Genomic DNA, 18,670 nt, shown 5'->3' on the forward strand with positions numbered 1-18,670 from the left:
CGGGTGCCGAGCGCACGGTCGCGGTCTTCGGCGGCGGCGTATCGGGGCTGACCGTCGCGCACGAACTGATCGAGCGCGGCTACGAGGTCACCGTCTACGAACCCTCGGCGCTGGGCGGCAAGGCCCGGAGCATGCCGGTGCCCGGGACCGCCGCCGGCGGGCGCATGGATCTGCCCGGCGAGCACGGCTTCCGCTTCTTTCCCGGCTGCTATCAGCACGTTCCGGACACCATGCGCCGAATCCCGTTCCCCGGCAACGCCAATGGCGTGGCGGACAATCTGGTCCGGGTCGAGGCCACCACCGCCGGATTCCCGAACCTGCCGCCCATCGTCCTGCCGGTGGAGATCGGCGGCCTCTCCGAACTGACACCGGAGGTCATTCGCTCGACGATCTCGGGTGTGGTGGGCTTCGTCCCGCAATTGCCGCCCCAGGAACTGGCGTTCTTCACCCAGCAGATGATGCGGTGGTTCACCAGCTGCACCGAACGCCGCTTCGGCGAATGGGAGTACCGGTCCTGGACCGATGTCATGCAGGCCGAAGGAAAATCCGCCGCCTACCGGGACTATCTGGTCAACGCGCTCACCCGGATCACCGTCGCCGCCAAGCCCCACCGCAGCTCCGCCCGCACCATCGGAACCATCGGCGAGGCGCTCGTGCTGGCCGGAACCGGACTGGTGCCGGGCTATCAGGGCGGAGTGGATCGAATTCTCAACCGCCCCACCAACGAAGCGTGGATCGAGCCGTGGGTGGACTACCTGCGCGGCCGGGGCGTGCGATTCGTGCTGGGGTCCAAGGCCGTCGGATTCCGGACCGACGGTGCGCGGATCGTGTCCGCGACGGTCACCGGAGCGGGATCGGTGCAGGCGGACTGGTACGTGTGCGCGATGCCGGTGGAACGCACGGTGCCGCTGCTGAGCGAGGACATCCTCACCCTGGACCCGAGCCTGGCGGGCATGGCGGAACTGGAGGTGGACTGGATGGTGGGCATCCAGTACTACCTGACCACTCCGACCGCACTGCCCGAAGGACACGTCGCCGCGCTCGGCTCGCCGTGGGCGCTGACCGCCCTGCGCCAGGCGCCGATGTGGGTGGGCGATTTCAGCTCCCGATACGGCGACGGCACCGTGCGCGAATGCCTCTCGGTGGACGTCTCGGACTGGGACAGCCCCGGCATACTGTTCGGCAAGGCAGCCAAGGAGTGCACGAAAGACGAGGTGGCGCAGGAAGTCTGGGCGCAGTTGAAAATGTGGCTCAACACCTCCACCGGCTGGCTGCGCGACGAGGACATCCACTCCTGGTTTCTGGACCCCGGCGTGCACTGGTCCGGCGGGACCGCGACCAATGACACTCCGCTGCTGGTTAATACGGCCGGTTCCTACGATCACCGGCCGACCGCCGCGTGCGCGGTGGGGAATCTCTTCTTCGCCGGAGACCACGTGCGCACCCATATCGATCTGGCGACCATGGAGGGCGCCAACGAATCCGGCAGATCCGCCGCCAACGCGGTACTCGACGCGGCGGGTGACAGCGCGGAGCGAGCAAGGATCTTCCCGCTTTTCGCACCGCCGGTATTCGAACCGTTCAAGCAGGTCGACGCGCAGCGATATCGGGCCGGACTCCCCCATCTGCTCGGCTGAGCCGATCCGGTCGGACGGCTCACCGCTCGCGCTCGAGCCGGCCCGGCGCCGCTGTCCCGTGGGTCAGGAGGGCCAGGGGGAACGCCGATTGTGCGGGCGGAAACGATCGGCCCAGAGCGGATTCGACTCGTCTCGCCGATAGACCGCGAGGCGACCGGCCATGGAGAAGCGCAGGCGGGTGGCCGAGCCGACCACTTCGCCATCGGTCGCGAGTGCCTCGGGGCTGGGCAGGTGCACCCGCAGCTCCGGTAGCCGGCGTTCGCCGTAGACCTTGCTGTTGCCGATCGCGGCCAAGGCCAGCGCCACGATCGCGCGGGTGCGCGACCAGCGCACATCGGCCCGGACCCAGCGCACGTCCAGCAGGCCCGAGTCCAGCCGATCGCGGAAGGCGGGCACGGCTCCGCGCGGATGGTAGGGCCCGTTGCCGATGAACAGGAACCAGACCCGCTGCCAGCGACCGTCGAGGCAGATCTCGATCGGCTCGGCATTGCGCAACGTCACGACCAGGGCGGCGGCGAACGCGGGCCATTTGCCCCAGCGCTTCTCCCAGTGCTCCCGCAGGCGCACCAGCTCCGGGTAGGTGCCGAGGCTGGCGGTATTGATCAGATTCTTGATGCGGGTGCCGGATTCGTCGTCGAACTCGACCTGGGCGATGTCCACCGCGACGGCCTCCCCCGCCCCGGTCGCGTCGACCACCTCGATCAGGTCGTAGACACCCAGGTCGCGGGCGAAATGGTTGAGGGTGCCGGTGGGGATGACGACCAGCGGCAGCCCGTGTCGCAGCGCGACCGCGGCGACCGATCCGACCGTGCCGTCGCCACCGGCCACGCCGAGCGCCAGCATCGGCTCGGCCTGTTCGGCCAGGAACTGTTCGAGTTGATCCGCGCCATCGAGATCCGGTCGGGTGCGCAGCAGCACGGCGGCGGGGAGTGCGGCGGCGATATCGTCGGTGGGGTCGTACTTGGCGTCACCGGAGACCGGATTCACCACCACCACAAGACCTTTGCCGTCCACCATCGCGGGCACCTCGTGCACCGATCGGGCCCGCGCCTCGTCGGACTCACGGACCGGCCACCAGCGCCGGGTCGCCAGTGCGACGCCCGCGCCCACCACCGCGCCGACGAGTACATCGGAGCTCCAGTGCACGCCGGTGTGCACCCGCGAATAGGCGACCGTCGCGGCCAGCGGCGCGACAATCATTGCGGTGCGCGGACTTTCGAGTGCCACCGCGGTGGCGAACGCCGCCGCACTGGCACTGTGTCCCGAGGGAAAGGACGAGGAGAGCGGCGCGGGAACCAACCGGCGGTGCTCCGGCAGCAGGTCCGCGGCGGGGCGGCGTCGGGCGACCAGGGGCTTGAGCACGCCGTTGACGAGCAGACTGGCCCCCGCGATGGAGACGACGCCGCGCATACCGGCCCGGCGCAGTGTCCCCTTGCGCGTGGCGAGCAGGGCGGCCGTGCCCAGCCACAGCATTCCGTGGTCGGCGCTGCCGGTGAGCCGCAGCAGGCCCGCGTCGATCGGGGTGGGTGGCAGGTCCGCGACCATCGACCCCAGGGTCCGATCGAACCGACCGACACCGCGAAACTTCTGCCGCACCACACCACTCACAGACTCGAGCCTACCCATCGCCCGATCGCGTCAGCGCGAAAGCGTGCGGCACAGGCTGTTTGGAGAGCTTCGCCGATCGGTTCGCGGGTGCGATCACGGCGATTCCCCGCGTTCGAGGTCGGTCAGCAGCGCCCGTGTCAGCCGATCCAACTCCTGTCGATCCTGCGCGGAAAGCGCCGACAGCATCCGGGTCTCGTTGGCCACGTGCTCGGTCACCACCACATCGATCAGTTCCAGGCCCCGGTCGGTGAGGGCCACCTTCACCGCCCGCCGATCGGCCGCGTCGGCGATCCGCCGTACCAGCCCGGCCTGTTCGAGCCGGTCGAGGCGTCCGGTCATACCGGCGCGCGAGAGCATGAGCGTGTCGGCCATGACCGACGGGTTGAGCTCGAACGGCGCACCCGAGCGGCGCAGCGTCGCGAGTACGTCGAATTCGCCGCGCTGCAGGTCGTGGGCGGTGAACACCGCTTCGATCCGCTTGCCGGCGACGAGCGAGAGCCTGCCGAGTCGCCCGATGATGGCCATCGCCTCCACTTCCAGATCGGGCCGTTCGTGCCGCCACTGTGCCGCGATCGCGTCCACCGCGTCCGGTTGTGTCTCACCCATGGACAACATTCTATTCGCTGAGATATAGTTCGGTAGCGAATTATCAATCACCGAACAGTTCGGAGCTCGACATGAACGCCCTCGACATCAACGCCTCGGCCGATCACACCGCCGCCCGCCCGGTCGCCATCCGCCAGCCTCAGGAGGCGATCACCCTCGGCACGGACTCGGTCACCATGCGACTTCTCATCGACGCCAACGAGACGGGCGGGTCGGTCAGCACCCTCGAGGTGTCGATGGCACAGGGCGCGGACGGCGCGGCCCCGCACTTCCACACCCGCTCGGACGAGTTGTTCTATGTCGCGGACGGGGAATTGCAGCTGCTGGCCGGGGATCGCATCGTCACCGTCGGTGCGGGCGGATCGATCGTGGTGCCCAAGCACATGCCGCATGCCTTCGGCGCGACCGCGGACTCCTCGGCCCGGATCCTGATCGCCCTCATGCCCGGCGTCGAGCGCTTCGGCTACTTCCGGTTGCTCGACCGGATCGCCAAGGGCGAATCGGACTTCACCGAACTGGCTGCCGCCCAGGAGGAATACGACAACCACTTCATCGACGCTCCCGAGTGGTGGGCCGAGCGCAACGCGAACCGTCGCTGAGCCGGAGCGCGATGCGGCCGAGGCCAATCCGCGGCAATATCGACGGAGCGGACCCGACGGCGGATAGCCCGGCAGTCGCCCGCCCGCACCGGAACCACTGTGCCCCACACCACTGTGAACAGGGAATGGACGCCGGAGGTCCCCGGGTTGTTCGCTGTATGGCTTTCTCCGTTCCCGTCACCGTCCGCGGCTATGAGCTCGATATCAACGGCCATCTCAATCAGGCCGTCTATCTGCAATACGCGGAGCACGCGCGCTGGGAGCTGCTGCGGGCGGCCGGGGTGCAGGAGGAGAAGATGATCGGCTCCGGAATCGGACCGGTCGTACTCGAGAACACCATCAAGTACTTCCGCGAACTGCACGGCGGCGACGAGGTGACGGTGAGCTGCGAGTTCGAGTGGCTGGGCGGGAAGACCTTCCGCATGCATCAGCTCATCAGCAAGATCGACGGCACGGTGTCTGCTCAGATCGACGTGGTCGGCGGAATCATGGATCTGACCCTGCGCAAACTCGTCACCGATCCGGGTGGGCGGCTGCGCGAGATCGCCGAATCCCCCGAGGTACTCGGCCTCTGATCATGGGGCGGGCCATCGTGCGTCGCGACCCGCCGGCTCCGCACTTTCGGTTGCCACGGTCGCAGCCCAGCTGAACTCACGGCGAAAAACTCTCGGCCGTAGCGGTTTCCGTTATCCAGGCAAAGTTTGCCGGGACGGTTGAAATCTCTCGTTGCGAACCGAATACGCCCGGTCGCGGGATATGATTCAGATCACGCTCGGCCCCTCAGCAAATCCCGAGCAGATCGGAGTTCAGCATGACTGGCGCCCTGCACCGACCCGGATCCACCACCCTCACCGCAGCCGCTCCGCCACTACCTGGCTATCTCGTCGCAGCCACCGAGAGACATATCAGCGTGCGCGTCAGCGACGGCACCTGGACCTTCTGCCGAGCCGACGTTCTCGATCTGACCGATTGGGACGCCGCCGCGCCGGACGTTTCCGCACGGGACGTTTCCGCACGGGACGTTTCCGAAGGCCGCCCGGTCCTGGTGCGCCTGCGCAACGGCGCCACCGCCGACTTCACCCAGCGCCGCCGGATCGAACTGACCGAACGGCCGCTCTCGCTCGCCCAGGAACTCAGCCCCGCGCGCGGCGACGAGGAATTGCGGCGGCTCACCGAAACCTGGGCTCGCGGACTGGAACTCACCCCGCATCCGGGCGCGGGCGGCGCCACCATGACGTGCTGCCAGACCCGCTCACTGCACGGCAGCGACGACGGCATCGCCTGCGACAGCCTGGACTGACGAACCCGCATGACCCCCCGCACCACGGGCTCGGTGCTGATCGTCACCGAAGCCGACGACCTGCACGGCGACGCACTCGCCTCGACGCTGCGGAAGCATCACGCGCTCAATGCTCTTCGCATCGACATGCGCGACTTCCCGCGTGAGAACGGCACTTTCCGCCTGGGTGAGGACGGCAGCTACCGCTCCCTGTCGCACGTGCTCGGACTCGACGACGTCACCTCGGTGTGGTGGCGGCGACCGCAACCCTGTGCGGTACCCCGCAGCGCCCGCGCCGAGGACGATGCCTATCGTCAAGCCGAATCCGACGCCTTCCTGCAGGGTCTGCTGTGGTCGATTCCCGCACTGTGGGTGAACGATCCGGGCGCGGACCGCACCGCCGGTCGCAAGATCGTGCAGTTGGAGACGGCGTACCGCGCGGGTTTCTCGGTGCCGGAGACGCTGATCACCAATGATGCCGAGGAAGCGCGCTCGTTCATCGAATCCCGGCCCGGCCCCGTGGTTTTCAAGCGGATCGGCACCGTACGCGGCGCGTTCACCGAAACCCGCCTGGTGACCGCCGCCGATCTGGATCGCCTCGGCACGATTCGCAACTCCCCCACCGTGTTCCAGGACTACATCCACGCCGAATGCGATCTGCGGGTGGTGTGGGTGGACGGCATCGAGTGGACGGTGCGGATCGATTCGCAATCCGGTGTGGGACGGGTGGATTCGCGACTGGACACCGCGGTGGCGTTCACGCCGGACCGGTTACCGGCCTCGGTGAGCAAGTCGATGACCACGCTGATGGGCGCCCTCGGGCTCGCCTTCGGCGTGGTCGACCTGCGAGTCGGCCGGGACGGCGAATTCCACTTCCTGGAGGTGAACCCGCAGGGGCAGTTCGCCTATCTGGAGATCAAGACGGGCATGCCGATATTCGAGAGCCTGTCGAACCTGCTGGTCTACGGTGACGGCACCGTCACGCACTGACGGCATCGTCATCGGCCAACGGCCGCAGTCTGATTCGCGAAGCGATCGGACCCCGAGGGTGGAACGGCCCGAACCCGGGGGTTCCGCGGACCTGGCCGCGAAAGTCCCCCCGAGAGCCGGGATCTGCTACTTGCTACCGGCTTTGGCAGCCTTGCGGCGGTTCGCGCCGCCTCGGCTGCGGAGTTGCACATGCGACTCCACCAGCACATTGTGGATGAAGCCGTACGATCTCCCGGTATCCCGGGCCAGGGACCGGATGCTGGCTCCGGCCTCGTACTGCTTCTTGAGTTGGGATTGCAAGCGGTCTCGCGACTTTCCCGTGACGCGCGTGCCCTTACCCAATACGGATTTTCCCTGTGCGGGCCTGTCACTCATGGGGCTTCCTCCGAGTCGCCGTGGCGCCTCATTCCAGGTTAGAGACTCGGAGGGCTGTGATCAATGAAACGGTGTGATCGGTGTCACCAATTACTCAATCGGGACGTTTCCGGGACCGTTTTCGCGGCTGCGGACCGGCTGCCACACCGGAAAGCGGTGTGGCGCCGAGCGAAACGGGACGTGCTCAGGCGAGCTGGATGAGCTCCAGATAGTCCTGGGACCAGTGATCCTCGGTGCCGTCCGGCAGCATGATGACGCGCTCGGGGTTCAGCGCCTCGGCCGCACCCGGATCGTGCGTAACCAGCACCACGGCACCGGCGTACGAGCGCAGCGCGTCCAGCACCTGTTCACGCGAGATCGGGTCGAGGTTGTTGGTGGGCTCGTCCAGCAGCAGGACGTTCGCGGCGGAGGACACCAGTCCGGCCAGGGCGAGGCGGGTCTTCTCACCGCCGGACAGGGTGCCCGCGGGCTGATCCAACTGGGGTCCGGAGAACATGAACGCGCCGAGCAGACTGCGCAGATTCTGTTCTCCCGCATCGGGAGCCGCGTACCGGATGTTCTCCCACACGGTCGCGTGATCGTCGAGGGTGTCGTGCTCCTGCGCGAAATAGCCGACCTTCAAACCGTGGCCGGGCTCGATGGCGCCCGCGGTGAGCTGTTCGGCGCCGGCGAGCAGTCGCAGCAGCGTGGTCTTGCCCGCACCGTTGAGCCCGAGCACCACGACTCGGCTGCCACGGTCGATCGCCAGGTCGACACCGGCGAAAATCTCCAGCGAGCCATACATTTTGGTGAGATTCTTGGCCATCAGCGGCGTCTTGCCGCAGGCGGCGGGCTCGGGGAACCGGATCTTGGCCACCCGGTCGGACACCCGAATCTCGTCCACCTCGCTGAGCATTCGCTCCGCGCGCTTGAGCATGTTCTGTGCCGCAACGGCTTTGGTGGCCTTGGCGCCCATCTTGGCGGCCTGCACCTTGAGCGCGCCGGCCTTCTTCTCCGCATTGGCGCGCTCGCGGCGGCGGCGCTGCTCGTCGGTGGCCCGGGCGTCGAGGTACTTCTGCCAGGTCATGTTGTAGATGTCGGCCTCGCCGCGCACGGCGTCCAGGAACCACACCTTGTTCACCACGTCGGCCAGCAGATCCACATCGTGGGAGATCACGATGAGGCCGCCGTCGTGGTTCTGCAGGAATCCGCGCAGCCAGGTGATCGAGTCCGCGTCGAGGTGGTTGGTGGGCTCGTCCAGGAGCAGGACCGTGTCGGACTTGCCGCCGCTGCCGTCGGAGGCGGCGAAAAGGATGCGCGCCAACTCGATTCGGCGACGCTGACCACCAGAGAGGGTGCGCAACTGCTGGCTCATCACCCGATCCGGCAGCCCGAGACTGCTGCAGATGCGAGCGGCTTCACTCTCCGCGACATATCCGCCCAGTGCGGAGAAACGGTCCTCGAGCTGTCCGTACTTGCGGATCGCCCGGTCCCGCGCGCTCTCGTCGGCCACCTCGGCCATCAGCGCCTGCTGCTTCTCCATATCGCGCAGCAGCGTGTCCAGGCCACGCGCGGACAGCACCCGGTCGCGCCCGAGCACGTCCAGGTTGCCCTCCTTGGGGTCCTGTGGCAGATACCCGAGATCACCCGACCGGATCACCTTGCCCGCATACGGCTCGCCCTCACCGGCGAGGATCCGCAGCGTGGTGGTCTTCCCGGCGCCGTTGCGGCCGACGAGACCGATCCGGTCGCCGCTCTGCACCCGCAGCGCCGAACCGGGCGCTGTCAGCAGGGTGCGGACTCCGGCCCGGACCTCCAGGTCGGTCGCGGTGATCACAAATCTCTCCTCGTACGCGTGGGTGCTGATCGATAACTGAGCGATTCTGCGTCGTCCAGACGGCAAGAACCACCGATTTTATCTCGAGCAACGGAGACCCCGAGGTCAGGGGCACCCTCCGGGGGCCCTACCTGCTCGGATTCCCTTTCACGCGGGCACCGGGTCCCGATGTGGGCCGGGATATCGTGCGCACAGCGGAGAACCCGAAACAGCACAGATCGACCGATTCACTCCGCCCAGTTCATCGACCGCTTCCCGGCGGATCCGAACACTCATATGCCGGACTGTGGGTCTCCTGTCACCGCACCGTGCACGATCTCCTCACCGAGCGCAGTCCAGGACCTCGGCGCCGGGCACGACGGTTCGGCAGGTACAGCCGGTCGATCGGAGGACCGATCTCCCGGGTGTACCGGCCGCGAGCCTAGGCAGCCGTCCAGTAATCGACCGCGCCCTGCAGCACGGTACGGAACAGCGCGAAGTCCACCGGCTTGTAGATATAGCTGTCCGCCCCCGCCGCGTAGCAGCGTTCGATGTCGTCGGCGGTGGTCGACGAGGTGAACACCACCACGGTGATGTCGGCCAGGGCGGCATCGGCCCGAATCCGTTCCAGCACAGACAATCCACTGATACCCGGCATGTTGAGATCGAGGAAGACCAGCATCGGCCGCGGCCGCGTCTCATCGCGCAGGCGCGTCAGCGCGGCATGGCCATCGATGACGAATTCCAGCCGCAGATGCGGATGTGAGGCATGGAGCGCGCGTTCGATGGCTTCACGGTCCTCGTCACTGTCCTCCACGAGCAGCACGAGTTGCTCGGTCAGCTGGTCATCTCGGCCCATGCCGAGCCTCCGTTCGTAGCGCGCTCGGGTCCCGCGGGGGTGATGTCCAGGCGCGTCCACGCGGCGTCGCCGCAGACGCGCAGATGTGCCGTGGTGATTCCGTCGGCCTGCCACGCTCGCAGCCGTTCGGTGAAATCGACCGGCAGGGTGGTGTTTTCAGCGTCGCCGCGCAGTCTCCCGACAGCGTCCAGCGCGGTCTCGACCACGTTCTCGAGTTCGACGGTGGCGTCGTGGACGACCGGGCCGAGATGGCGCAGGACCAGCACGGCCGCATCGTCGTGCACGCGGAATCGACCTGCTCCCGCGGTCAGCGTCCGCGCCAGCTGCGCGGGCGGAAGCTCGCGCAGCCGGGTGAGCGTAGCGGGAAGTTCGGGTTCGAAGAAAAGCCCGTCGTCGTCGCGCGCCTCGGTCAGCCCGTCGGTGTACAGCAGCACGGTATCGCCGGGACGCAGCCGGACCGTGGCGGGCTCGAGGGAGAGTTCGGGCAAATGTCCGACGAGCAGACCCGAGCAGGCGGGTTCCTCCACCTGCCCCTCGCGCCGAATCACCAGCGGCCGCGGATGCCCGGCGGCGAAGATCTCCGCGCGGCAGTCCTGGCCGCCGGGTTCGACGCTCAGGCTGGCCACCGCCAGAGTCAGGAAGCGAGTGATCTTCTCGTGCAACATCTTCGCGTTCAGCGCGTGCAACGCCCGCTCGACCGAATGCCCCGCGGTGAGCAGAGTCTCCACCGTGTGCCGGGCGAGTCCGGTCAACGCCGCCGCGGCCGCGCCGCGTCCGCACACGTCGCCGATCACCGCGTGCAGCCGAGCATCGGGCGCCACGACCGCGCCGTAGAAGTCACCGCCGACATCGAGCGTGTTCTCGGCCACCCGGTACGAGGAGGCGATCTCGATCCCCTCGACGGTGGGCAGGATGCCCGGCAGCAAATGCTGCTGCAGCTGCAGCACGTCGCGGCGCTGGCGTTCGTGCAGGGCGGCATTGTCCACGGCCAAGGCGGCGCGACCGGCGAGATTGTGCAGGAACTCCGCGGTCACCCGGCGGGGCGAGCCGTGCCGCTGAAAGACGCTGAGCAATCCCACTTCTCGCCCGTGCGCGCGCAGCACCATGGTGGCCATGGTGTCGAGGTTGGCGTCCGCGGGCAGGTCGGCGGGCCGGGGCCGGGCCGAATCCTCCCCGGTGCTGTCGAGACCGTGTACCGACACGCTTCCCGCCCAGCGCCCTTCGCGCAGATACTCGGCCAACCGGCGCTCCCTGCGAGCGTCGACGTGCGCGACCGCGACCGGTTTCAATCGGCCGTCGCGCTCGACGTGCACGGCCGCGCCGTCGGCGATCGCGGGCACCACCATTCGCACGATGGCCCGCAGCGTGTCATCGATGTCAAGGGATGAGCTCATTCGCAGCGACGCCTCGGCCAGGATCGCGTCCTGTACCTGCCGCCAGCCCAGCGCCGAACGCTCGGCGCGCCTGCGGTCCGTGGCCGCGGCGATATCGCGCACCTGGCCTACGGCTCCCACCACCCGGGCGGCGGAGGGCCCGGCGGTGATCACACCGATGACGGCGCGCCCGCCGCCATCGCGGCGATAACTCGCGGAAACGACGTGTGCCCCGGCACGGGCCCGGCCGGTTGCCACGAGCGGTCCGAGTCCGGCGGCACCCACCTGGAACGAACCGGGTCCCGGATCGGACCGCTCGGGCGACGGACCGCTCGATCCCACACCATCGTCGGGTCGGTCGCGTCTGCGCGCGGGGATCTGCTCGCGATCCGGGGCGAGGCCCGCCGTCGTGCCGGCAGCGGCCGCATGCGCGGTGTGGCGCGCGATCTCGCTGTTCAGCTCCGTCGCCAGTTCGTCTGTGAACAGGTGGATTCCGTCCGCATCCGCCCAGGCGCGCCCGGAGGACCCGGGACCGTCCAGGCTGAACGCCGCCTCCACATCCGGCCGGTCCCGCAGGCCGCACAGCAGCGCGGGGATCGGGTCGTCGGCCTCGTGCAGACTCGACCACCACCCGTGCAGCAGGGTCGACCATGACGGCTGTTCCATGCGCTCACACACTCCCTTCCGGGAGTCCGGGACACCCGACACCTACTGTAGGGTCCCGCCTCGACATGGTGTTCGCTCGGCTCGCTCGACGAGCCACCTGCGGGGAAGGTGTGCCTGTGGATCGATCCGCGGATCCGGCGACCGACGGCGGCTGGCAGCTCGACGAACGCGCTCGGCTTGCCGAAGCGGCGGCCGGGCCGAGCTTCGATCTGTCGGTCTGCCTCAACGAGCCCATCCACCAGCTGGGCGGTATCCAGTCCTACGGCGCGCTGCTCGCGCTCGACGAAGCCGGCGCGGTAGCGGTCGCCAGCGCCAATTGCCAAGACGTGCTGGGTGTTTCACCGGACTCGCTGCTCGGCTCCCCGATCGAGGCGCTGATCGGCGCCGAGGGCGTCGCCGCGCTGGAATCCACCCTGGCCGCGCCCACCGGCGATCGCGGGCTGACGGTGCTGACCGTGCGCGATGCCGAATTCGACGTCACGGTGTACCGCTCCGACGAGCTTCGGGTCCTGGAATTCGAACCCGCTCCCTCCACCCGCCCGTTCACCTTCTCCCGCTTCTATCCGAGCCTGCGCGCCACCCTGACCCGCCTGCAGGACGGGCGCGGCGTGCTCGAGGTGTGCGCGACCGCGGTCTCCGAGATTCGGGCACTGACCGGCTACGACCGGGTCGTGGCCTATCGTTTCGAGGGCCGCGACGGCCCCGGTGAGGTGATCGCGGAATCGGTGTCCGAACGCCTCGAGCCCTGGTACGGCCTGTGGTTTCCGGCCACCGATATCCCACCCCAAGCGCGCACCCTGTACGAGCGCAACTGGATTCGCGTGATCGACGACGTCGACGACGCCACCGCTGCCCTCGTCCCACCGGTGCTCACCCACACCGGCAGGCCGCTGGATCTGTCCGATTCCACCCTGCGCACCGTGTCCGGCTTCCATCTCGAGTACCTGCGCAACATCGAGGTGGCCTCGTCGATGTCGGTATCGCTGCTGCGCGACGGACAGCTGTGGGGGCTCATCGCCTGTCATGGCCTGAGCCCGCGTCGGCTCACACCCGAGATCCGCTCGGCCTGTGAGCTTTTCGGCGTGATGCTGTCGCTGCAATTGGCCGCCCTGCAGGACTCCGAGTTCGCCGAGGCACGACAGCGAGCCCGAAAGGCGTTGTCGCGTCTGGTGACCGCGCTGGACGCCGATATCGGCGCGTCCGTGTCGGCCAATGGTGAGCTGTTGGGCGAGCTGGTCGATGCCGACGCGGTGGCGCTGTCGGTCGACGGGGACACCACCCTGGTGGCCGGTGCGCCCGAACTGGTCTCTGCCGAACTTCTCGACACGCTGCGCCGGCACCTCCCACCGCTGGGCTCCGGCAAGGTCTGGAGCAGCGATTGCCTCGGTGACGTGGATCCCGACCTGGCGAGGCTGTCCCCCGGGCTGTGCGGCGCGCTGGTGCTGGGCGTCAACGGCACGCAGGACCTGATCGTGTGGCTGCGCCGCGAACGGCCCACCTCGCGTACCTGGGCCACCGATCCGTCGATTCCGGTGCGGCTGGGTCCACACGGCGAACGACTGACCCCTCGCGGTTCATCGGCCGTGTACCGAGCCACCGTGAGCGGCCACAGCCTGCCGTGGACCGCGGCGGACGTGGCCGTGGCCGAGGAGTTCGGGAACGCCGTCACCGAGGTGGTGCTGCGGCACAGCGCCCGGCTGGCCGCGCTCAATGCCGAATTGCGCCGACTGAACGACGATTTGCACACCTTCGCCCATGCTGCCGCGCACGAGCTCAAGGAGCCGCTGCGCGGTATTGCCAACTCGGCCATCTTCATCACCGAAGATGCCGCGGACGACCTCGACCCGGTCACCGTGCGCCGTCTGGACACCATTCGCGGTCTGGCCAAACGGATGGACGAGCTGATCAACTCGCTACTGCATTTCGCGCAGCTCGGCCGCGCCGAACTGCGCCGCGACACCCTCGATCTGCGCCGGGCGACCGAACACGCGCTCGAGATCGCCGGCCCCAGGCTCGACGAGCAGCGCATCGTGTTGGCCCTGCCCGAGCCGGGCGTGATCGTGGCCGCGGACCCGGACCGGTTGCAGGAGGTGCTGATCAACCTGCTGGTCAATGCCGCGAAGTACGCCCGCGCCGAGGATCCGCGTGAGGTCGCCGTGGGCGCGGTCACCCAGGATTCGGGCGTACCGGCGTACTTCGTCGCCGACAACGGCATCGGCATTCCGGGCAGCGATCAGAAGGAAGTGCTGCGCCTGTTTCGCCGCCTGCACCCGCGCGGCGCACACGGCGGCGGCCATGGCGCCGGGCTGGCAATCGTGGAGCGGATCATCACCCGGCACGGTGGCCGTCTGTGGCTGGACTCGGAACCGGGGCTGGGGACCACGGTGTGGTTCACCCTCGCGCCCGAACCGGAGCAGCAACCCGCGAGCGAGGGCTGACTCCACACGCCCCACACTCCACACGCGATCGCGCGCTCCGGATATGCTGTCTGGCGCGGCGATTGAGCAAACAGTCGACCGCGTTATCGTCACCGCGTGCGGACACGCGCGTCATCGCGCCCGCCGACGAGGACGTTCGGCGTGCGTGAGAGCGCGCGCTCTCGGCCGACGACCGTGCGGCCCAGCGGGTTTCGCACCCGCGGAAATCGCAGAGAAGGGTCTTGTTTGTGCGTTTGACGGATCAGCAACGTGGTTTCGACGTCGATGTGGTGTCGATCGGTTCCACCGCCGTGGTAGTCGCCAGCGGTGAAGTGGACATCAACACCGCCCCACAACTGCAGGATGCGATCGAGCACGCCCACGCACAATGGGGCGGTGACCTCGTGATCGATCTGTCCCGTGTCGAATTCTTCGATTCCACGGGCGTGAACGTCCTGCTCCGCGCGATGAAGACCATCGGATCACCCCCACGGGTGGTGGCGTCCTACGCCGTTCGCCGACCACTCGAAGCCACCGGTCTGACAAAAATCTTCACCCTGTACGAATCCGTCGACGACGCCGCCACCGGGCTGCGCTGAACGGATCGAGTGAACAATGTTTCCCCAGAACCCAAGGGACATCATGGACGATTCCGGTCACGGCGAGCGCGTCTTCGACCTCGAATTCCGCGCCGTCAACGAGGAACTGCAACGAGTGCGCCACGCTCTGCGAAACTGGTTGCGCGACATCGTCACCGACGAGCACCACGCGTACGACATCCTGCTCGCGGTCGGTGAGGCCTGCACCAATTCCGTGGAGCACGGCCATCGCGGCGACGGCCGCAACCTGCGCGTGCGCGCCACGGCCGACGATGTGCAGGTACGCATCACCATCGTCGACGGCGGCACCTGGCGCGTCCACCGCTCCCTGCCCGACACCGATCGCGGCCGCGGCCTGCGCCTGATGCGCACGCTCGTCCCCGAGGTGAACATTCGCACCAGTGGCACCGGCACCGTGGTGGAGCTCGCCACCCCGCTCTCGGCCTGAACCACCGCGGCGCCCGGGCCCGGTCCCCGACGGTGGCCGGGACTGCCGGGACGCAGCACGAGCGAATGAAAACTCGGACATAGGACATTGATCACGACGACCGCCCGGATTGCGGCTGCTCGTTCGGGGTAGCTCGCGGAGTACGGCTCGAGTGTGGGGATTCCCGCACCGATGACTCCGTGACGACTTCCTCCGACGCCAGGGAACGGATCGAGACAATGACCGCTGCACGCACTGACGAACCTTTCGGGGACCGCGACGACGAGCGCGATGATCAGGGGCGGACCGAGTCTGCGCCGGATCCCGTCGCGACCACCGAAGATCAAGCGGCCAATATGGATAACGAAGGTGACATTCCGAAGTGAACGCGCCTCGGCCGGGCACGGGCACCGGTCACCCGGAGAACACGCCGCGCCGTTTTATGCGCGCGTTGCCGGGTAACTCGCCCTCGAGCGTGAGGCGAACGGCAGTGAGCCATGGCTCCGGCGCCGAACGAGGCGATCGAGAATGTCCGAGAGGACGTCGAAACCATCAAGGACGGGAGTCGACGATGAGCGACACTCCAGAACCGCACAGGCCCGAATCAGCCGAGGAATCGCGGCACAACCGCGACGAGGCACCGCAGGAACTCGGGCTAACCATTGCCGAATCGGACCTCACGCAGACCATCGCCGAATCGTCGGACAAGGCGGATATCGAGGCCCGCACCGAGGATGCGGATATCGAGGCCCGCGCGCAGGACACCGTCCGGGCCACCGCCGACGCCGCACACCGAGGCGCCGCCAACGCGGATGAGCATGCCCGGGACATCGCGGGACAGGTGCGCGAACAGGTCGTCCGAGCGGTCGGCACCGCCGCCACAGCCACACCCGCACCGGTCGCCGCTCGCGGCCGCCAGCTGGCCGACATCGTGCGGCGACACCCGATACCTGTCGCGACCGCCGTCGCCTCCGGGTTCGGTTTGACCTGGTGGGCCACCAGGCGGGGGCGCGCGTGAGCACGATGTACAAGCCCATCGGCCTGCTCATCGGGGTGCTCGGCGGCATCGCCGCCAACGCGGCCTTCACCCAGATCTGGCGTCGAGTCAGCGGAGAGGACCAGGCGCCCAGCGCCACGGCCCGCGAATACGGCTGGCGCGAGGTTCTGGTGGCCGCGGCGCTGCAGGGCGCGATCTTCGGATTGGTGAAGGCGACCATCGACCGGGCCGGCGCCTCGGGATATCAGCGCCTGACCGGAACCTGGCCCGACAAGTAAGACCATTCCTGAGAAAGGTTGAGGACCATGGCTTTTCGAGACATCATCGCGCAACTGCACCAGGACATCACCACCGCCGAAGACGCAGGCGATCAAGTGACCGCCGCCCACCTGCGCAAGGAACTCGACGAGGCGAAGCGCAAGGGCGAGGAAGCCGCCGAACCGCAATAGCCTCACCATCCAGTCGGCTCCGACAGGAGGCCGTGGTGCAGCCCGTCCGGCCCGTAACCCCGGACGGGCTGCACCACGGCCTCCTACGACAAGACCTCCGGCTCGCTCGCGGGCGTGGGATCGCGCGAGCAGTCGGCGAGTGCCGCTTTTCTCAGGCGGCGGGGTTTTCCAGCACGATGGCGACGCCTTGGCCGGATCCGATGCAGACCCCGATCGCGCCGTACCGCGCATTGCGTTCTCGCAGTTCGGTAGCCAGCGTCAAGACATAGCGGGCGCCCGTCGCACCGAACGGATGGCCGATCGCCACCGCGCCGCCATTGGGTGTCAGCTTCTCGTCGGGAACGGTGAAACCGCCCAGCTGAGTGGGCAATTCGCGTAACACGCCGAGCGCCTGGGCACTGAATGCCTCGTGCACTTCCCACACGTCGATCTGCTCGGGTGCGAGTCCGGCTCGTCGCAGAGCCAGCGGCAGCGCCCACGCCGGCGCCAAACCCATGTAGAGCGGGTCGATCCCGTACACCGCGGAGGACACCACTCGGGCCAGCGGTTCGACACCGAGTTCGGCCGCTCGTTCACCCGATGCCAGGACCAGCGCACTGGCACCGTCCGTCAGCGGAGTCGAGTTCCCCGCGGTCATCTGCGTCGTCCCCGGCTGCGGGGCCAGCGCGGCCAGCCGCTCGGCTGTCGTGTCCTGCCTGATGAATTCATCGTGCTCGAACAGGCGAGTGGGCGTCTTCCTGGTCCCGGCGATCTCGACCGGCATGATCTCCTTCGCCAGTCGCCCGGAATCCCTGGCCGCCAACGCGTTCCGCTGCGTGCGGAGCGCGAACGCGTCGATCTCCTCACGAGTCAGCCCGTAGCGGTTCGCGACATTCTGCGCCGTCTCGATCATTCCGATGTAGGCATTACGCGCCAGCAGCGCGGGATTGGCCGGCCCGCCCGCGCCCGCCCACATGGTGTCGAGCAGGATTTGCGGGCCACGGGGCCCGAACGCGGAGTCGCCCTTCATATATGCCCACCCCGACCGCGACATCGACTCGACGCCACAGGCGATCCCGACTCCGAGATCCCCGGCCTTGATCGCGTGCGCGACATTGATCGTCGCGCTCAGTGACGACCCGCAGAACCGGTTGATCGTCACCCCGGCCACGGTGTCGGGGAATCCCGCCGCCAAGGCGGCCCACCGCGCGACATCGCCCATCCCCTCATGTGCGGGGTTCACACACCCCGCGACGATGTCCTCGATCTGATCCAGTCCCACCCCGACGCGCTCACACGCGCCCCTCATGGTCATCCCCAGCAAATCGTCAGCCCGAATGTGCGAGAGCGAGCCACCATAACGAGCGAACGGTGTCCGCACACCGCCGAGCACGAACGCGTCGGTCATCACATCTCCTTCGATCGGGTCCCGAGCCTCACCGCCACCGGCGCCGGAACCATCATGAGCACGGTGATCGGCAGCTGGGCCACTATCCCAGGTCGCCGGCCGCCCCGCGCGCGTCGCGATATGCGAGCAGATGGGTCAGGAACGGATGCGGGCGCTCGATACCCAGTGTGCGCAACGATGGTGTGTCCGTTGCCATGTCAGGAGTCGGCGGCAGCGCGAGTTCGCCGAACAGCACACCTTGCAGCTCACGTTCGGAGTACAGATCCACCGGTCGGCCGATGACCTCCCACGCAGCAGCCTCGGACAGCTGTGAGGGGCTGGGGTCATTGCTCTTGACAACATGGGTAGGGGAAAGATCGGACCTCTTCGATTCGTAATCGGAATCGGTCATGTCAGCATGCTCGTCGACGATGTGCGTCATATTCCAGCCGACACGCCGCCGAGGGCTATCGATAAGTGCCAGAGACGCACCGCCCGACCTCCGCGGGCCTCCCTGTCCTCGGTTCCGTTGTGCATGACCCGAGGCCGTCCACCCCGCCGCTGCCGGGCGCGTTTGTTTGGCGCCTGACGACGTGGGCAACCGCTCGCGCATCCACCGAGTTCACTC

Annotated in this window: 20 protein-coding genes; 12 read left to right on the plus strand and 8 right to left on the minus strand. The window is 68.0% G+C overall.

Annotated features, from left to right (window positions below; translation table 11 throughout):
* A partial coding sequence (locus NJ1_RS30750) for a hydroxysqualene dehydroxylase (protein WP_067701284.1) occupies positions 1 to 1,637 on the plus strand: 1,637 nt, incomplete at its 5' end.
* Positions 1,638 to 1,700: 63 nt separating this feature from the next.
* Here the strand turns inward: NJ1_RS30750 and NJ1_RS30755 are convergent.
* A complete protein-coding gene (locus NJ1_RS30755; protein WP_218025290.1) occupies positions 1,701 to 3,182 on the minus strand; it encodes a bifunctional phosphatase PAP2/diacylglycerol kinase family protein in 1,482 nt (493 codons plus the stop codon).
* A 156-nt stretch (positions 3,183 to 3,338) separates the two neighbouring features.
* Positions 3,339 to 3,851 (minus strand): MarR family winged helix-turn-helix transcriptional regulator, encoded by a 513-nt coding sequence (locus tag NJ1_RS30760; RefSeq protein ID WP_067701290.1) that lies wholly within the window; start codon positions 3,849 to 3,851, stop codon positions 3,339 to 3,341.
* A 176-nt stretch (positions 3,852 to 4,027) separates the two neighbouring features.
* On the opposite strand from NJ1_RS30760, the gene NJ1_RS30765 reads away from it, so the two are divergent.
* From NJ1_RS30765 to NJ1_RS30780, 4 genes are all read left to right on the plus strand, one after another.
* Complete coding sequence (locus NJ1_RS30765) at positions 4,028 to 4,450, plus strand: cupin domain-containing protein (RefSeq protein WP_245717664.1); 423 nt, start codon at positions 4,028 to 4,030, stop codon at positions 4,448 to 4,450.
* A gap of 158 nt (positions 4,451 to 4,608) precedes the next feature.
* A complete protein-coding gene (locus NJ1_RS30770) occupies positions 4,609 to 5,025 on the plus strand; it encodes an acyl-CoA thioesterase (RefSeq protein WP_067701296.1) in 417 nt (138 codons plus the stop codon).
* 236 nt (positions 5,026 to 5,261) lie between these two features.
* On the plus strand, positions 5,262 to 5,750 hold the full coding sequence (locus NJ1_RS30775; protein ID WP_067701300.1) for a hypothetical protein: 489 nt from the start codon (positions 5,262 to 5,264) through the stop codon (positions 5,748 to 5,750).
* A gap of 9 nt (positions 5,751 to 5,759) precedes the next feature.
* Complete coding sequence (locus NJ1_RS30780) at positions 5,760 to 6,719, plus strand: MvdC/MvdD family ATP grasp protein (RefSeq protein WP_067701303.1); 960 nt, start codon at positions 5,760 to 5,762, stop codon at positions 6,717 to 6,719.
* Positions 6,720 to 6,845: 126 nt separating this feature from the next.
* Here the strand turns inward: NJ1_RS30780 and NJ1_RS38475 are convergent, their stop codons facing one another.
* From NJ1_RS38475 to NJ1_RS30795, 4 genes are all read right to left on the minus strand, one after another.
* Entirely contained in the window at positions 6,846 to 7,094 is a 249-nt protein-coding gene (locus NJ1_RS38475) for a helix-turn-helix domain-containing protein (RefSeq protein ID WP_084479034.1), read from the minus strand.
* A gap of 184 nt (positions 7,095 to 7,278) precedes the next feature.
* A complete protein-coding gene (locus NJ1_RS30785; RefSeq protein ID WP_067701306.1) occupies positions 7,279 to 8,910 on the minus strand; it encodes an ABC-F family ATP-binding cassette domain-containing protein in 1,632 nt (543 codons plus the stop codon).
* Positions 8,911 to 9,331: 421 nt separating this feature from the next.
* Positions 9,332 to 9,748 (minus strand): response regulator, encoded by a 417-nt coding sequence (locus NJ1_RS30790; RefSeq protein ID WP_067701309.1) that lies wholly within the window; start codon positions 9,746 to 9,748, stop codon positions 9,332 to 9,334.
* A complete protein-coding gene (locus NJ1_RS30795; protein ID WP_067701312.1) occupies positions 9,727 to 11,787 on the minus strand; it encodes a SpoIIE family protein phosphatase in 2,061 nt (686 codons plus the stop codon). Before NJ1_RS30795 ends, NJ1_RS30790 begins: the two co-directional genes overlap by 22 nt.
* A 116-nt stretch (positions 11,788 to 11,903) precedes the next feature.
* Between NJ1_RS30795 and NJ1_RS30800 the strand changes: the two genes are divergently transcribed.
* The 7 genes from NJ1_RS30800 (at position 11,904) to NJ1_RS39450 (ending at position 16,676) form a co-directional block, all read left to right on the plus strand.
* Entirely contained in the window at positions 11,904 to 14,225 is a 2,322-nt protein-coding gene (locus NJ1_RS30800) for an ATP-binding protein (protein ID WP_067701315.1), read from the plus strand.
* Positions 14,226 to 14,452: 227 nt separating this feature from the next.
* Entirely contained in the window at positions 14,453 to 14,803 is a 351-nt protein-coding gene (locus NJ1_RS30805) for an STAS domain-containing protein (RefSeq protein ID WP_218025291.1), read from the plus strand.
* A gap of 43 nt (positions 14,804 to 14,846) precedes the next feature.
* Positions 14,847 to 15,251, plus strand: a complete 405-nt coding sequence (locus tag NJ1_RS30810; RefSeq protein WP_067701318.1) for an ATP-binding protein — start codon at positions 14,847 to 14,849, stop codon at positions 15,249 to 15,251.
* Between the two features lie 218 nt (positions 15,252 to 15,469).
* Positions 15,470 to 15,616: a hypothetical protein gene (locus NJ1_RS39445; protein WP_157574365.1), complete on the plus strand. Its 147-nt coding sequence runs from the start codon at positions 15,470 to 15,472 to the stop codon at positions 15,614 to 15,616.
* Positions 15,617 to 15,801: 185 nt separating this feature from the next.
* Positions 15,802 to 16,248 (plus strand): hypothetical protein, encoded by a 447-nt coding sequence (locus NJ1_RS30815; RefSeq protein ID WP_067701321.1) that lies wholly within the window; start codon positions 15,802 to 15,804, stop codon positions 16,246 to 16,248.
* A 5-nt stretch (positions 16,249 to 16,253) separates the two neighbouring features.
* Positions 16,254 to 16,505, plus strand: coding sequence for a DUF4235 domain-containing protein (locus NJ1_RS30820; protein WP_067701396.1), 252 nt, complete (start codon positions 16,254 to 16,256; stop codon positions 16,503 to 16,505).
* Between the two features lie 27 nt (positions 16,506 to 16,532).
* Positions 16,533 to 16,676, plus strand: coding sequence for a hypothetical protein (locus NJ1_RS39450; RefSeq protein ID WP_157574367.1), 144 nt, complete (start codon positions 16,533 to 16,535; stop codon positions 16,674 to 16,676).
* Between the two features lie 151 nt (positions 16,677 to 16,827).
* Here the strand turns inward: NJ1_RS39450 and NJ1_RS30825 are convergent, their stop codons facing one another.
* Together NJ1_RS30825 and NJ1_RS30830 are read right to left on the minus strand one after the other, a co-directional pair.
* Positions 16,828 to 18,063 (minus strand): thiolase family protein, encoded by a 1,236-nt coding sequence (locus NJ1_RS30825; RefSeq protein ID WP_067701324.1) that lies wholly within the window; start codon positions 18,061 to 18,063, stop codon positions 16,828 to 16,830.
* Between the two features lie 82 nt (positions 18,064 to 18,145).
* Positions 18,146 to 18,484 (minus strand): hypothetical protein, encoded by a 339-nt coding sequence (locus NJ1_RS30830; RefSeq protein ID WP_067701327.1) that lies wholly within the window; start codon positions 18,482 to 18,484, stop codon positions 18,146 to 18,148.
* Positions 18,485 to 18,670: the final 186 nt, after the last annotated feature.

Origin of the sequence: Nocardia jejuensis NBRC 103114 (assembly GCF_001613145.1) — a bacterium.
Lineage (GTDB): Bacteria > Actinomycetota > Actinomycetes > Mycobacteriales > Mycobacteriaceae > Nocardia > Nocardia jejuensis.